The organism is Pseudomonas sp. QS1027 (assembly GCF_002814235.1).
Classification (GTDB): domain Bacteria; phylum Pseudomonadota; class Gammaproteobacteria; order Pseudomonadales; family Pseudomonadaceae; genus Aquipseudomonas.
The window spans coordinates 612,680-627,656 of sequence record NZ_PHSU01000003.1 but is presented as its reverse complement, the minus strand read 5'-3'; the positions used below and the strand labels follow the sequence as shown (position 1 = coordinate 627,656).

Sequence of the window (14,977 nt, the reverse complement as noted above, 5' to 3'; positions counted from 1 at the left end):
ATGTAAGGGACTACGATGAAACATCACCTGCGCCAGCTTTTGGCGGCGGTGGCGCTCAGCAGCCTCACTTTGCCTGTCATGGCCACCAGCTCTCCTGCCCCGGCGCCGACCGCCAGTACCCAGCCTCACCAGACGACTGAACAATGGCTGGCCACCCTCAAGCAGCAGCACGGCAATATCACCCTGCCCGGCGGCATTGCCACCCTGCAACTCAATGACGACTTCTACTACCTGTCCCCGGCGGATACCGAGCGCCTGCTGACCGAGGGCTGGGGCAACCCGCCTGGTCACAAGACCTTGGGCATGATCATTCCCAAGTCGACCAGCCCACTGGCGGACGATGGCTGGGGGGTGATCGTCAGCTACAAGAACGACGGGCATATTTCCGACGATGACGCGGCCAAGATCGACTACGCCGACCTGCTCAAGCAGATGCAGGCCGATGATGAGGAAAACAACAAGGAGCGTCACAAGCAGGGTTATGCCGGCCTGTCGCTGCTGGGCTGGGCCGAGCCACCGAGCTACGACCAGGGCAGCCACAAAATGTACTGGGCCCGCGAGTTGAAGGCCGACGATGCCCAACAGACCACCCTGAACTACAGCATCCGCGTGCTGGGTCGCGAAGGTGTTCTGGAGCTCAACGCGGTGGCGGCGATGGCCGATTTGCAGACCATCAAGCAGGAAACACCGAAGATTCTCGACTTCACCAACTTCACCGACGGCAACCGTTATGCCGACTACGACTCCAAGACTGACAAGCTGGCGCCCTATGGACTGGCAGCGTTGGTGGCGGGCGGGATTGCAGCCAAGGCAGGGCTGTTCGCCAAGATCGGCGTGATGTTGCTGGCGCTGAAGAAATTTCTCGTGGTGGGACTGGTGGTGGTTGCCGGGTTCTTCCGCAAGTTGTTCAAGCGCTAGCCCTTGCAGGAGCCGGCTTGCTGGCGATAAACGTCAACGATAACGCGGAGCGCCTGACGCCCCGCGCTATTCCGACGACTAGAGCTTCCACCGTCGACTCCTGAAAAAAGCACCCTGAGCGTTTCGGCACAATGGTCGAGCGCAGCGGCACAACGACCTGTCCCCACCCTCAATAGACTCGTATCTCCTCTCCCACCAAGACGAGATCAGCATGAAAACCCGATTTCTCCTCACCGCCTTCACCCTCGGCCTGAGCCTCACCGCCCAGGCCGCCGACTTCACCCTCAGCAGCCGCGACATCGCCAACGGCAAGCCGTTGAGCAGCCGCGAAGTGTTCCAGGGCTTCGGCTGCGAAGGCGGCAACACCTCGCCTGAACTGTCCTGGCAAAACGCCCCGGCCGGCACGAAAAGTTTTGCCATCACCGTCTACGATCCCGATGCTCCGACCGGCAGCGGCTGGTGGCACTGGACAGTCGTCAACCTCCCGACGTCCACCCATGAACTGCCTTCCGGCGCGGGCAATCCCAGTGCCAGCCAACTACCCGCAGGTGCCGTCCAGGGCCGCACCGACTATGGTCAAGCAGGCTTCGGCGGCGCCTGCCCACCGGCCGGCGACAAACCGCATCGCTATCAATTTACCGTCTGGGCCCTGAAGGTCGATAAACTGCCCATCAACGAACAATCCAGCGGCGCCATGGTAGGTTACATGCTCAACGCCAACGCACTGGGCAAAGCCACCCTCACCGCCCCCTACGGACGCTAGGAACCATGAACGCCCCCGCCGGCATCCAGCATCGCCAAAGCCGTATCGGCGCCAGTGTCATACAGGCGCGCCAGCCCCATGCACTGCAACGGGTGCCGATTTTCATCACCACCCTGTGCCGTGTCCGTCAGGGCGAAAAGCTGATGGGCTGGGATGATCGGCAAATGCGCGTGGGTTCGCGGCATCTGATCCTGATGCCGGCGGGGTGCGAAGTGGGGATCAGCAATTACCCAGGGGCACAGGGTTACTACATCGCCGATGCGGTGACCTTTCCCACGGAGTTGTTGCGGGCGTTCAGCGTTCGTTACAGCCAGCAGATCACCACACATCCTGGGCGAACGGCGACGCAGGAGCTCTGTGTACCGCTGGATCGGCATACGACCCAGGCCTGGGAAAACCTGCTGGACTGCATCAATGCCGACTCTCCGGACGCCTTGCGCACCCATTACGCGGAAGCGGTGTTGTTGGCGTTGGCCCTGGAGGGTTGGGCCGGACCGGTGCTAGTGGACCGCCGTGATCCGCTGTGCGAGCGCGTGCAGCAGATTGTCATGAGCGATCCGGCACGGGACTGGACCGTTGCCAGTGTCGCCGAGCGCCTGAATCTCGGTGCTTCGACATTGCGCCGTCAATTGGCGAACGAGGACGACAGTTTCAGCAATATCCTCGAGAACGTCAGGCTGGGGATGGCGTTGCAGTGGCTGCAGGTCACTCCGCGACCCATCGGGGAAATTGCTGCAGCCAGTGGATACGCTTCGGCGTCACGGTTTGCGGTGCGGTTTCGCAAGCATTATGGGTTATCACCGCGGGAGTTGCGGGCGGTGTTGTAACCCAAGACAAAGATAAACCCGCTAAATCTCTTCGTTTATTTCGGCTCTATAAAGCACCTTCTATTCAAGAATAGAGTCACAGGCATGGCCCCATGCCGTTTTTTTTGCAACATTCCAACCCCGCGCCACTAAATCAATAGTGACCGTTGAGCCGAACAACAATCTCGAAAATAGAGATTCTTCGAAGACCGTTCGTCGCCACACGAACAGAAGCCATCTTCATTTAGCGTATGAAACAGCCTACAAAAATCTAGTGCTCCGTTTCACAAACCTTGTTTCAGACAATCCGTAATCTCGCTAAAAAAATAGCGACTCCCTCTACTTCCCAAGAACCCGGCGAAACTTCCTACAGACAAACCTATCCGTATTTGACGCAGCCACAGCATAGAAACTATAGCTACTACTGTAGTTGGTGAAAACAGCTACTCACATCAACAGTACGTAGGAGCAACATAATAATGAGCACCGAAATTTTCGGAGAAATACTCTTCAACTTTAAAAATGGCCCAAGCTTCGACAAGAGCCCTCAAGCCAACAATGGCGGATCAGGTGGCCAAGGTGGATGCGGTGGCAGTGGCGGATGCGGTGGTGGCGGTGGCTGTAATGGAGGTAGCGGCGGAAGCGGAGGGTCTGGGGGGAATGCAATTACCAGCCATGAGAAAAGCCCAAGACTAGAAACTTCATGTGAAGGTTAAACCTCATAACCCTGCCAAGGTTGCTGCGCGGCAAGCTCCGCAACCTTGGCAGCAAGATCAAGGAGGCGCCCGATGAATATAAGCATACATAACTACGAAATACTGAACTTCCCAAAAGAAAATCTCATCGTGTCAGAAATGGGAGTTTCGAAAATAAGCTCCCCTTCTTTGCTAAACGCACTAAAAACAATAAAAAATCGAAACCAAAGCAACATATCTAAAGAAGAAATAAATGACATCTTAGTAGAGAACGGGCTTGATTCGGAAGCGGCTTTTTCCTTCATGGAAAAAGCCTTGCTGATCAAAAAATCAATCCATGAATACTACTTTAAAAAAATAATATTTATCCACAACTTGAATGACGAAGCAGTTGAGAATATTCTAACTTCTGAAATATGCCTCCCTGTTGAGTTCCATCACATATCTTCAACAACCCGTAAGCTCGACAACAATAGCCGAGATTTTATTTTTATTCTCTGCAAAGACTACGACTATAGCCGCCTGAAAAAATTATACTTCGAAATGGCATCTACTGCCCCACAAAGCGCCCTATCGGTAGGGACAATGATAGGAAACTTTTTCTGCATCAGCCCACCTTATATTGCCGAGATCGGCAATCCCTGTCACTTCTGCAATGTAGATCGATTAGAGTTCAATGATCAATTAAACCCAAGAGACAGTAGCTGGATAAAGCTATTCACGTTTTTCAAGGATCGAAACTCACCCATTCCATCCAGCCAACACACGCTTCTCCAAAAGAGCCTAATTTTTGGAGCTGTTGCCAACCACATAAATTTTTACACCACATCCAAAAACGAAAGCTGCCATCAAGACAGCCTCTTTCTTACATCATACGTAGATATCAGCAAAGGACTCATCACCGAAGAAAATCTATCCCACTGGTTCATGTGTGATTGTTTGAGGTCAACCAAATGAAAACCATTCCTCACGATTACTATTTAAAATTCATGGATCCGAAGGTGTTCGAACACGTACAGAATTTTCACAACAAGGAAAACTATACACTCCATGAAGCCTTCGAGGACATCACCTACCTGCATCAACTGAATGAAGAGCAACTTGATCTTCTGTGTACGAACGAGCTAAGCCTGTATCCAGACCTTGGCCTAACACAGGCCCTGCCTGAAAATATAAAAAAAATAAACACTTCTTACAGAAACGAATCCTGCGATTTTTTTGAACCTTCAACGTTAGATTTTTCAACCATCCAACAACTGATCGCTACGCTCCTGACAAAAAAAGCCAACTCCAAAAAAAGAAACTACCCAAGCGGAGGCGCACTCTATCCAATAGAAACCTTCATATGCTCGTTAAATGATGAAAATGAAGACTGGCCTCACCCTCAAAAAATCTTACACTTACTTCCCGCCTCAAAATCTCTTGAGATCATGCAAAATAGCTGTAGCACTCAGCATTTAAAGAAAACCATACTCTCAAACATACAAAGCGTCGGCAGCCCCAGCATAGCACTCATTTATGTCGCCTATTTGCCAAAAACCTTATTCAAATACAGATACCGCGGATACCGCCTAGCCTTAATGGAGGTAGGCTCAATCTATATGTTAATAGAGCTCAGAGCTGCGAGCCTTGGGCTGAACTGCAGATTATGGTCCGGCTACACAGACCATATGTTATCGAAAGCGATAGGGCTGAACCCTGCTCTATTTGCGCCGATGTGCGTCCATTTAATCGGAGCAAAAAAATGAATATCATAAACAATGATTTCGGAATCACACTCCCCAACCAAATAAGTTACCAACCTTCCGCTACGCTCGACTTCCCATCCATTACTGAAGTATTTGACTTCCACCTGAATACCGGCTCTGGCATAGGTATAGGTTCAAGCGCCATCAACACTGCCATGGGAGAGTATTTTGAAAGACGACATTTTTACATGGGAGTTTTTCCAACCTCAGAAAACACCCTTTCCAGCAGCCTCACCAACAAAGAAGTCAAATCCTTTACTCAAGCCTTCCGCCAGACGAGTTTCAAAAACCTCAAAAACGCTGACCTGGAGTCGCACAAATATAAACTAACGAATGTTTCAAGACTCTCCGACTTCACACCATGTGCTATCCCAACAGTCTGTATCTCCCTGAATGCATTTTCTTTAGGTAGCGATAATGAAATTTATCCATCGCGAGACACCTGTGGCTGCAGTTTTCACTGGGGCGCCGAGGAGTCAATGTTCGGCGCATTGAAAGAAAATCTGGAACGACAATTTTTATCCAGATTTTGGCTTACTCGAAAATGCTCTGCCATCCTAGAGCCTACAAAAATATTAAGATCTCTAAAATATCACGCTCTGACTAAATTACACGAAGCACTATGTAAGTCGGGAGAACTCATAGCTTTTGACATATCGGACAACAAATTCCCTGGCAAGTGCCTACTCATCGTTTACGGACAGAAAGAAACAACTCGCAACGTACAATATTGCGCAGGATTGTCCTATGCAGAAACCGAAGCAATCGCCTTGGAAAAAGCGATTAACGAACTTTGGCAAACCTTTCGCTTCATGAACCTATTTTCCAGCGCCAATGGAGAACCGCAAAAACTCCACGATCCTTATCTAAGGTATTTCTTAAGCTGTAACAACCATAAAATATTTAAAACCATGAACAACCCCATTATAAATGCCGACACCAACAAACGCACGACTCTCCCATTTAACTTCAGAGCCATCAGACAAGCCATTATAGATCAAAATATATCTGGCTATCTTTATACAAAAACACACCAACTCGGCGGCAATATTTGCACCATGAGCAAATTTATTTCCCCTGATCTATTCATGCACATGGATAACTCAAAAAACATAAATACAAACAACAAATACTCTTCTCAATTCAAGCACGACATAATCCCTGAACGAAAAGCGATGATGGTTCCATTCCCATAAAGGATAAACTAATGCAAAGCCGAATTATTTTCCGTTCAAATCGCCTGGCATGGCTTTTCATAAAGGAGCAGCTCAAGGAGCCCGTTGCCTTATTCTGGATTATTATTTCGCCATGCGCCGCTTTCTATCTACTAGCCCTGTCCAGAGGAGGAATGGACTCGCTCTCGGAAAGTTACATCGAACACACTGCCTGGTTCTATGCCTACATTTCCTCCAGCGTTGCCTTGTTCGGATTCTCTTTTTACATCATAGGCCGTCGAGAAAGCGGCTACATCCGGTCATTCATTTATAATCACGAGGCGAAACGCGTTTTCATCCTGGCCCAAACCATCGCCTACTCAATCATTGCCATAGTTTATTGCATTGTGTTTTACCTTACAACTCGCCCGTCATTTGGTACTTACTCCATCTTGGAACTCTTGGATATTATTTCGAGATTCTATATTTGCTACCTGCTATTCTGCTCAATCGGCATCTGCTTTAGCCTGCTACCCTTAAACTTCCAAAACGCAAACACTCTATTTTCTATTTTCTCATTCACCCTTCTAATCCTTGGTCTAGCCGGTTCACTCTCAACAAGTCCTTTACTTAAAGTCATCAACCTGGGCAACCCCTTACTGCGCGCCGCCGAGCTGATTGAAAACGGTTTTAAAGGAAAAACACTATTCATCCTACTCACTTTATCCCTATTCACTTCAAGCGTACTTATCACTATCAAATTTTTGCGCATCAACCCCGTCTGGAGTCGTTATTAATGAAAGGCCTCAAGATAGATTCAATATCATTCAAATATCACGATAAAATAATTTTTGAAGATGCGACATTGACAGTACAACCCGGCACCATTATCGGTGTGCTGGGCCCAAATGGATCAGGAAAAACAACACTCTTTGATATCATCTGCAAACTGAAGCACCCTTGCAGAGGGAACGTTAAAAACGGTTTCTCAAAAGAGCTTTATCTATCCCAGACACTGATGACACCGCCCGCTCTACGCATGTTCGATATTTTCAAAATGACCAACCTGTTTTGTTCTTCGACAACAAATACCCGATCACAAACACTCGACAAGCTTTCACAATGGAGTCCCGGCATCATCAATCGCTACAAAGAGATTTGGAAAAAAAAGTCTGCCTTGTGTAGCTATGGAGAAAAGCGTTGGTTTTTCACCCTTTCCCTTTTATCGATAGACGCGGACTTCATCATCCTGGACGAACCCACCGCGGGCGTCGATCCAGAGTTTCGTCACTATATCTGGCAGTGTCTGCACGGAGCGGCCAAAAGCGGGACTGCCATTCTGGTTTCCTCGCACAATGTCGATGAAGTCACCAACCACTGCGACTATTTTTATATGTTAAGCCAAAAGCAGTTCAAGCGATTTGATGACCGCCACACGTTCATGGATGCCTACGATGCGAAATCCCTTGATGAGGCGTTCATAAAGGCTGCCATTTTTTGAAACAACGATTCGATAGATTCAGAAATATCCTAGAGGACGCCAATCCGTAGCACAACAGTCTTAACCACTCTATCGATCTGTGCTTGCACATGGAAACATTTCATCACGCTTGGAAACTTGTCCGCCCTCTCATCTATAAATACCATTCCCTCTATTCGCAAAATACTACGTCCCTACAGGCACTTTCCTTGTCGCCGTATTTTTGTGCAACAACTGGAGATCATCATGAACTGCCACCCTCTGATTTTTAGGAGTAATCCTATATGGCCTGTCGTTCAAAAAATGGCAAACAGCGTATCGTGATTCATGAAAAATCAGATAACCACTAACAACCAACAGAGTCCTTGGCACCGCCACCCAGAACGGAGCCATGTCAATTGACGAATCCCTACTTCTACATTGCTGGAGCTGACCATGTCATATGTTAAATGTGGGCATTGCACCATAGACTCGCCGCGCCAACTTCTTCAGCTTCCAAATCTATCGATGCCCAATTGCTCGGCGTGCCGAAGAACCGTGTGTCACATTTGTCAGGTGCAACTGACATCGGTAGGCTGCCACCACAGCAACTATGAGCCCGCGAGCGTCGTCCTCTCTGGCCCATTGACGCAGAGGCCCTCTACGGCCGCCATCATCTTGCAAATGGTAAGGGTAAGTGTCGGCCAAAAGACAATGACGTACTCCTACAACTGCCCACCAGGTAGCTACCCTCCCACCTCAGGCGATGTACTCGCCATCTGGTCAGCCACGGAGGGCAAGTCCTTCTCCCCCGCCATGAAGGCTGCCACCAATGGCAGCGGAGGTGGAAAGATACTCACCAGCAATTCCCCTGTGTTCAACTTGCGTCAGGGAACCTCGGGACTTGCCCGTTACGGCGCCTATGATCATTTCCACGTGGCCTCTCCCGGAAACGCCCTTGGCAGTACTGATCGGGTCTGGTATTACGTCGATACCACCACGACTCCAGTCACCATAAAGTTCAGTCAGGTTCTGAATAACTGACGTGCTGCTTCAGAAGCGAAGCGGGTCGCATAATTTCAGGCGCAAGAAAACGAAACGCTGACCTGATCGGGCGCTTTGACTGAAATTTTGAGGGGTGGTGTTTCGATGGGTCCGTTATGGAGGCAACCCCACCAGCCACACCCCGGCACACAATGTTCCCGCTGTGGCTGCTTCCTTCCGGATCTGACCAGGTTCACGGGTAATCGTTGCGGGGGGACCGATGGAGTCACCATAACGACGCCCGCCTGACGGCGAGCCGCGCCATTGTACCTAGATAACGAGAAGTTACAACCGCTTGGCGTCGATAAAAATTCGATGAGGGTCAAGTACTTGTCGGTGTCTGGCGCCAGACCGCCATAGACGCGGTCCTGAGGGTGGATGAAGGCTTGTAGCTTGTCGGGGAAGGCAGTGGTGGATTCACTGCCGTCATCGCCAGCAAGCCGGCTCCTACAGGTCGGCGTTCCAACGCAAATATCGCCGAGCACGGTTTTGTGGCGAGCGGGCTTGCCCGCTCGCCACAAAACTCAGCCAGACTTGAGATCGCTTTTAACTGACCGACATGGGTGAACAACCGGCTCAGGCAGGAAGCGTCTGCTTGTCCAGCAGACCATCCACACGGCTCAGAGCCAAATCGACCAGATGCACCACGCCCAAGGCCAGCTTGCGATTGGAGCCCTGCAGGTTGTCCGCACACTCGTAAGCCGTGGCCGAAGCGGATTGGAGGATTTCGTCGATTTGAGCCAGAACGTCTTCAGTAGTCAGCCGTTCGTGCCGGCGACGCGGGGTGTTGTCCGGTGGTAACTCGTAGTGAGCGAAAGCTCGCTCAATAGCCAGTTGGCTGGCAAGAGAAGACAGGTCTTCAGTTGGGGGATTGGGGGTGATCTTGAACATAGTGATGGTCCTAAGTTGCTGAGTGGGAGCCATCACCCGTTCGCTTGCACGCGAATAGGGTGGCAGCTGTACGCAGGTGTGCAAGACCGGGGCAACATAGGAAACCCGGCAGATCCCGAAGATCTCCCGCGCACAGCCACCATAACGCCAGACTTCAGACACGGAGAATGAATGACTGAAGGCGAGGAGCGACAGTGCGCCTGATGTTGCGAACCGGACTTGCACGTCCACATCACCGATTTTGCGGTGACGGAATGCAGACTAGCCGCCGGTTCGAACAGGCGCAACGGGCTGGATTTTCTAGGAAATTTCAGGCAAGCGAAAGGGATTTTTCTACAATCAGGGCCTGGAACAAGGTCTTGCAAGCGGTTATTACCAAGGTCGAGATATCAAGTGGTCATTGATCGGCCAAGCGATTTCGACAAGAAGAAAAATCCACCTTATTAAAGGATTTTTCCGACTGAAAGCAGGTCGATAGAGCAGTCGTTTAGCTCCCTCCATCTCAGCACAATGAGCGATATGACCTACGCTTTACCTGCGCCGGTCTGCCGGCGCCGAGGCGATCATATGAGCAGGGCCTCACAACGATTTTGCTGAATAGTCAAAACAAGGACGTACCGATGAAAAGAGTCCCCTTCATTGCTGCCTGGACGGCTTCGCAACAAATCTATGATCCCTCCAACTCGGGTGCCAAGGTCGCTGAGGTGATTGGGGGATACGTTGAAAAGAACATCAACAACCCAGACTCGGCACAGCGCTGGAGCAACACCTGCGCGGTACGGATGAGCTATATCCTGAACCAGGCCGGCCTGAAAATTCCGAGCATGCCGGGGCAGACCGTATCCGGTGCCGACAAGTCCCAGTACTTTTTCCGCGTCAAAAACCTGATCGCCTTTCTGGAACAGCGCTGGGGCAAAGCTGAAATCGTGCAGTACCCACCCTCCGGTGGCGGAACCCTGAGAGGCAAGAAAGGCGTGATCCTGTTTGAAGTTCAGGGTTGGTCGGATGCCCAGGGACACGCCACGCTGTTCAACGGCAGTACTTGCTACGACCACTGCTATTTCAACGAGCCCGGCGCGAACTATCGCACCGACCGCGCGAACTTCTGGAGCTTGCAGTGAAGAAGGTTCTATTGGGCATCCTGCCAGCGTCCATTCTGATGCTGCTGACATCCGTGGCTTATGCGAAGGACAATGCAGGTACCTCCCCCGAGGCCGGTGCACGTACTTATGGGCAGAATTACAAGGACATGGTCCTGGCCACCTGCATTGCGAGTGCCTACAAGGACGACAAGCAGGCGGCCGTTGATGCGGGAAGCAGCGTCAGCGCATTGCGCGACTGGACCGAATACGACCTGGAAAAAGCGCCTGACGCGATCAAGGCTCTAGTGGACCGCTACCTGGCACGCGACTATCACAACCCGCTGGTTGAGTCGGAAGTCCAGGGCGTGCGTTTCGATTTGCTGAAATGCCTGGACCTTTATCACAGCAAGGAGCTGGAGGCCCAGGTCAAGCAATTGGTGATCCACCCGAAGCGGATTTACAGGCAGGACAAGTGAAGGGCTAATGCTGACGCGGGGTATCTGGGGCTGCGCGGCGCACTCCCGGCCATCGCCAGCAAGCCGGCTCCTACAGGAGTGGGCCAGCTATGAGACCTGTAGCACCTCATCCGCCCGGCCACCCTCCTCCTGGATCACCAGGTGAATGAAGTGCAGCTTGGCGATGGTCGCTGGCGGCAGCACAAAGGGGTAGAAATCCGGCTGGCCCATGCTACGGGACAGTTCGTTGAGCATCCCCGCCAGTTCGATCCAGGCGTTGACGAACGACAGGAACGCCGGCCCCTCCGGATGTTGCGGGTCGTAGAGCGCGCTCAGGGGAAACGATGGGTAGTCGAAATCCGATTCCTTGGCACTCATGCCAAAGCCCAGTGCCGTGTCCACCGCATCCATCATGTGCAGGTAATGCGCCCAGGTCTCAGCCCAATCTTCCCAGGGGTGCATGGTGGCGTAGGCGCTGACGAAGTGTTGCGGCCAGTCCTGCGGGGCGCCCTGCTGGTAATGGCGCTCCAGGGCGTCGGCATAACTGGCGCGCTCGTCGCCGAACAGACCTCGAAACGGTTCCAGCCAGTGGCTGTTGGCAATCAGCCGGTCCCAGTAGTAATGCCCTACTTCATGTCGGAAATGACCGAGCAAGGTGCGGTATGGCTCACGCATCTGCACGCGGACTTTTTCCCGGTGGGCATCGTCGGCTTCCTTGATATCGAGGGTGACCAGGCCGTTGGCGTGGCCGGTCATCGGTGCCTTGCCCTCCAGGTCGACACCGACGAAGTCAAAGGCCAGGCCGTTTTCTTCGTCCCAGGTTTTCGGGATGACTCGCAGTCCCAGGGTGATCAGTTGGGCCACCAGGCGACGCTTGGCGGTTTCGACCTTGCGCCAACGCTCGGGGTTTTCCGTGATGGACAGGTCGGGGATGGTGCGGTTGAGGGCGCACGCAGTGCACAGGGCGCTGCCGTGGGCGTAGGGGATCACCCAGTTGCAAGCCGCCGCGGTGTCGAGGTTGGCGCAGCGGCGGAACAGGCCCGCGTCGGGGTCGGTGTCCAGTTGCCAGCTCTCTGGGTAGGGGCCGGGTTGGAGGGATGACAGTACGCTACCCTGGGGCTCGTAGCCCAAGGCCGCGGAACAGGCCAGGCATTGGCTGTTGCGGAAGAATACCGATTGGCCACAACGGCAATGCCAGACCTTGCTGTTGCGCGAGGGTTCGCTGGCGAAGGGTGCAGCGATGCGCGAGCTGAGTTGTTCGAAGAACCGGTACATGGCGATCTCTCCAGGGGCCTGCCTAGACTAGATCATTGGGCGTGGTGGTGGGTTCCCTGATTCTGGGAAGAAACATGGGCGGTCGGAACGCGGCTCGCCGCAGAAGATTTGGTGGCCTCAAGGGCCTCTTCGCGGGCAAGCCCTGCTCCTACAGTTTCGCGTCGGACAGAAGTTGTGTGTACGACAACCTGTAGGAGCAGGGCTTGCCCGCGAAGCTTTTGACGTTCTCAAGGACGCCATCGCCGACAAGTCGGCTCCTACAGGAGGTCACGGCGCCCTTGGGCCTAGAGCTCGATACCAAGGCCTTTCAGGAATGCCACAAACGCCTCTTCATCCAGCACCTTGAGCCCCAACTCGTTGGCCTTCGCCAGTTTCGAGCCCGCCCCCGGGCCAGCCACCACGCAGTGGGTCTTGGCCGAGACCGAGCCCGCCACCTTGGCCCCCAGGCTTTCCAGCTTGTCCTTGGCCACGTCGCGGCTCATCAGTTCCAGCGAGCCGGTCAGCACCCAGGTCTGCCCCGTCAGCGGCAAGCCTTCCACCACCTTTCTCTCGCTCTGCCAATGCATGCCGAAATCACGCAGTTGCGCTTCAATCGCCAGGGCACGCTCGGCATTCCCCGGCTGAGCGAAGAATTCACGCACGGCGTTGGCCGGCTTTTCACTCAAGGTCTGACGCAGATCCAGCCAGTCCGCCGCGATAACGCCTTCGACCGAACCGAACTTGGCCGCCAGCTTTTCCGCCGCCGTCGGCCCCACCGAGCTGATATCCAGCTTGGCGATCAAACCGCCCAAGGTAGTGCTGGCGGCAAACTCTGCCCCCAGACCACCTTGATCCTGCAATTCCAAACCGCGCTCCAGCAGTTGCGCGATCACAGTGCGGTTGTGCTCGTCTTCAAAGAAGCTGTGGATCTCATGGGCCACTTCCATGCCGACATCCGGCAGGTAGGTCAGGACCGACGGCAGCGCCTGCATGACCCGCTCCAGCGAGCCAAGGCTACGCGCCAGAACCTTGGCCGTTTCCTCGCCCACATCGGGAATACCCAGGGCATAGATAAACCGCGCCAGGCTCGGTTTCTTGCTGTCGGCAATCGCTTCCAGCAGGTTGCGTGTCGACAGTTCGGCAAAACCTTCCAGGTCGACAATCTGCTCGTATGCCAGGGTGTAGAGATCCGCCGGCGAGGCGATCAGTTTTTCATCCACCAACTGCTCGATAGTCTTGTCGCCCAGGCCTTCGATATCCATGGCCCGACGGGAGACAAAGTGGATGATCGCCTGCTTGAGCTGCGCGCCACAGGCCAGCCGGCCAACGCAGCGATACACCGCGCCTTCGCTGACTGTCTCGCGCCCCTTGCTGCGCTTGACCAGTTGCGTGCGCTCGACATGGGAGCCGCACACCGGGCAGCTTTCCGGGATCTGCACGGCGCGGGCATTGTCCGGGCGCCGTTCGGTCACGACCTGCACCACTTGCGGGATCACGTCGCCGGCCCGGCGAATGATCACGGTGTCGCCAATCATCAGTCCCAGACGGGCCACTTCATCCATATTGTGCAAAGTGGCGTTGGACACGGTCACGCCCGCGACCTTGACCGGCTTCAGTCGGGCCACGGGGGTGACGGCACCGGTACGACCGACCTGGAATTCCACATCAAGCAGTTCGGTAAGCTCTTCCATGGCCGGGAATTTGTGGGCAATCGCCCAACGCGGCTCGCGGGCACGGAAACCCAGTTCACGCTGGGACGCCAGGCTGTTGACCTTGAACACCACGCCGTCGATTTCGTAGGGCAGCGCGTTACGCCGCTCACCGATATCGCGGTAATAATCCAGACACTCGCCGATACCTTTCGCCAGCTTCAGTTCGCGGCTGACCGGCATGCCCCAGGCCTTGAGTTGCTGGAGGTTGCCGATATGGGTATCGGCAATCTCGGCGGACACCTGGCCCAGGCCGTAGCAGCAGAATTCCAGCGGACGGCTGGCGGTGATCTTCGAGTCCAACTGGCGCAGGCTGCCGGCCGCGGCGTTGCGCGGGTTGGCGAAGGTCTTGCCGCCGACTTCCAGCTGCGAGGCGTTCAGGCGCTCGAAGCCGGCCTTGGACATGAAGACTTCGCCGCGCACTTCCAGGGTCGCCGGCCAGCCGCTGCCGTGGAGCTTGAGGGGGATGTTGCGCACGGTGCGCACGTTGACGCTGATATCTTCGCCGGTGGTGCCGTCGCCGCGGGTGGCGCCACGGACCAGCGCGCCGTCCTGGTACAGCAGGCTGACCGCCAGGCCGTCGAGCTTGGGTTCACAACTGTATTCGACCTCGGCACCGCCGCCGAACAGGTCGCCGGCCGGCAGGTCGAGGCCTTCGCTGACCCGGCGATCGAACTCGCGCATGTCGGTTTCTTCGAAGGCGTTGCCCAGGCTGAGCATGGGGATTTCATGCCGGACCTGGGTGAAGGCCGACAGCGCGGCGCTGCCGACGCGCTGGGTCGGTGAGTCGGCGCTGACCAGTTCCGGGTGCTCGGCCTCCAGGGCCTTGAGTTCGTGGAACAGGCGATCGTACTCGGCGTCCGGAATGCTCGGCTCGTCGAGGACGTGGTAACGATAGTTGTGCTGATCCAGTTCAGCGCGCAGCTCTAGAATCCGGGTGTGGGCGGCGGTCATGGAGTTCTCTCAAAAGCAAAAAGAGCAGCCGAGGCTGCTCAATAT

13 protein-coding genes and 1 other RNA gene are annotated in these 14,977 nt (G+C 54.1%); 10 read left to right on the top strand and 4 right to left on the bottom strand.

All coding sequences use genetic code 11. The features are described from left to right. The first annotated feature begins 15 nt into the window (after positions 1 to 15). From CWE01_RS03610 to CWE01_RS03575, 8 genes are all read left to right on the top strand, one after another. Complete coding sequence (locus tag CWE01_RS03610) at positions 16 to 918, top strand: DUF2167 domain-containing protein (RefSeq protein ID WP_100939139.1); 903 nt, start codon at positions 16 to 18, stop codon at positions 916 to 918. Positions 919 to 1,129: 211 nt separating this feature from the next. Further along, positions 1,130 to 1,681 (top strand): kinase inhibitor, encoded by a 552-nt coding sequence (locus tag CWE01_RS03605; protein ID WP_100939138.1) that lies wholly within the window; start codon positions 1,130 to 1,132, stop codon positions 1,679 to 1,681. A 5-nt stretch (positions 1,682 to 1,686) separates the two neighbouring features. Further along, complete coding sequence (locus CWE01_RS03600; RefSeq protein WP_100939137.1) at positions 1,687 to 2,508, top strand: helix-turn-helix transcriptional regulator; 822 nt, start codon at positions 1,687 to 1,689, stop codon at positions 2,506 to 2,508. 767 nt (positions 2,509 to 3,275) lie between these two features. Further along, positions 3,276 to 4,139, top strand: coding sequence for an McbB family protein (locus CWE01_RS03595; protein WP_100939136.1), 864 nt, complete (start codon positions 3,276 to 3,278; stop codon positions 4,137 to 4,139). Then, entirely contained in the window at positions 4,136 to 4,930 is a 795-nt protein-coding gene (locus CWE01_RS03590; protein ID WP_100939135.1) for a SagB/ThcOx family dehydrogenase, read from the top strand. Before CWE01_RS03595 ends, CWE01_RS03590 begins: the two co-directional genes overlap by 4 nt. Then, on the top strand, positions 4,927 to 6,126 hold the full coding sequence (locus CWE01_RS03585; RefSeq protein WP_157815178.1) for a YcaO-like family protein: 1,200 nt from the start codon (positions 4,927 to 4,929) through the stop codon (positions 6,124 to 6,126). The genes CWE01_RS03590 and CWE01_RS03585 overlap by 4 nt, the downstream gene beginning before the upstream one ends. An 11-nt stretch (positions 6,127 to 6,137) precedes the next feature. Continuing rightward, complete coding sequence (locus CWE01_RS03580; protein WP_100939133.1) at positions 6,138 to 6,881, top strand: ABC transporter permease; 744 nt, start codon at positions 6,138 to 6,140, stop codon at positions 6,879 to 6,881. Further along, positions 6,881 to 7,585, top strand: a complete 705-nt coding sequence (locus CWE01_RS03575) for an ATP-binding cassette domain-containing protein (RefSeq protein WP_100939132.1) — start codon at positions 6,881 to 6,883, stop codon at positions 7,583 to 7,585. Before CWE01_RS03580 ends, CWE01_RS03575 begins: the two co-directional genes overlap by 1 nt. Positions 7,586 to 8,713: 1,128 nt before the next feature. Here CWE01_RS03575 and ffs read toward each other — a convergent pair. Both ffs and CWE01_RS03565 read right to left on the bottom strand, forming a co-directional pair. Next, positions 8,714 to 8,810: signal recognition particle sRNA small type (gene ffs, locus CWE01_RS03570), an RNA gene on the bottom strand. Between the two features lie 353 nt (positions 8,811 to 9,163). Next, on the bottom strand, positions 9,164 to 9,478 hold the full coding sequence (locus tag CWE01_RS03565; RefSeq protein WP_100939221.1) for a DUF6124 family protein: 315 nt from the start codon (positions 9,476 to 9,478) through the stop codon (positions 9,164 to 9,166). A 620-nt stretch (positions 9,479 to 10,098) separates the two neighbouring features. Between CWE01_RS03565 and CWE01_RS03560 the strand changes: the two genes are divergently transcribed. Together CWE01_RS03560 and CWE01_RS03555 are read left to right on the top strand one after the other, a co-directional pair. Further along, complete coding sequence (locus CWE01_RS03560; protein WP_100939131.1) at positions 10,099 to 10,599, top strand: type VI secretion system amidase effector protein Tae4; 501 nt, start codon at positions 10,099 to 10,101, stop codon at positions 10,597 to 10,599. 38 nt (positions 10,600 to 10,637) lie between these two features. After that, positions 10,638 to 11,036 (top strand): type VI secretion system amidase immunity protein Tai4, encoded by a 399-nt coding sequence (locus CWE01_RS03555; protein WP_100939220.1) that lies wholly within the window; start codon positions 10,638 to 10,640, stop codon positions 11,034 to 11,036. 87 nt (positions 11,037 to 11,123) lie between these two features. Here the strand turns inward: CWE01_RS03555 and CWE01_RS03550 are convergent, their stop codons facing one another. Further along, entirely contained in the window at positions 11,124 to 12,290 is a 1,167-nt protein-coding gene (locus CWE01_RS03550) for a putative zinc-binding metallopeptidase (protein ID WP_100939130.1), read from the bottom strand. Between the two features lie 284 nt (positions 12,291 to 12,574). Continuing rightward, on the bottom strand, positions 12,575 to 14,932 hold the full coding sequence (ligA, locus tag CWE01_RS03545; RefSeq protein ID WP_100939129.1) for an NAD-dependent DNA ligase LigA: 2,358 nt from the start codon (positions 14,930 to 14,932) through the stop codon (positions 12,575 to 12,577). Between the last annotated feature and the right edge of the window lie 45 nt (positions 14,933 to 14,977).

Bases quoted from the DNA above. Each gene is read 5' to 3' on its own strand.
- CWE01_RS03610 (WP_100939139.1), top strand. From the start codon at position 16: ATGAAACATCACCTGCGCCAGCTTTTGGCGGCGGTGGCGCTCAGCAGC.
- CWE01_RS03605 (WP_100939138.1), top strand. From the start codon at position 1,130: ATGAAAACCCGATTTCTCCTCACCGCCTTCACCCTCGGCCTGAGCCTC.
- CWE01_RS03600 (WP_100939137.1), top strand. From the start codon at position 1,687: ATGAACGCCCCCGCCGGCATCCAGCATCGCCAAAGCCGTATCGGCGCC.
- CWE01_RS03595 (WP_100939136.1), top strand. From the start codon at position 3,276: ATGAATATAAGCATACATAACTACGAAATACTGAACTTCCCAAAAGAA.
- CWE01_RS03590 (WP_100939135.1), top strand. From the start codon at position 4,136: ATGAAAACCATTCCTCACGATTACTATTTAAAATTCATGGATCCGAAG.
- CWE01_RS03585 (WP_157815178.1), top strand. From the start codon at position 4,927: ATGAATATCATAAACAATGATTTCGGAATCACACTCCCCAACCAAATA.
- CWE01_RS03580 (WP_100939133.1), top strand. From the start codon at position 6,138: ATGCAAAGCCGAATTATTTTCCGTTCAAATCGCCTGGCATGGCTTTTC.
- CWE01_RS03575 (WP_100939132.1), top strand. From the start codon at position 6,881: ATGAAAGGCCTCAAGATAGATTCAATATCATTCAAATATCACGATAAA.
- CWE01_RS03565 (WP_100939221.1), bottom strand. From the start codon at position 9,478: ATGTTCAAGATCACCCCCAATCCCCCAACTGAAGACCTGTCTTCTCTT.
- CWE01_RS03560 (WP_100939131.1), top strand. From the start codon at position 10,099: ATGAAAAGAGTCCCCTTCATTGCTGCCTGGACGGCTTCGCAACAAATC.
- CWE01_RS03555 (WP_100939220.1), top strand. From the start codon at position 10,638: ATGCTGCTGACATCCGTGGCTTATGCGAAGGACAATGCAGGTACCTCC.
- CWE01_RS03550 (WP_100939130.1), bottom strand. From the start codon at position 12,290: ATGTACCGGTTCTTCGAACAACTCAGCTCGCGCATCGCTGCACCCTTC.
- ligA (WP_100939129.1), bottom strand. From the start codon at position 14,932: ATGACCGCCGCCCACACCCGGATTCTAGAGCTGCGCGCTGAACTGGAT.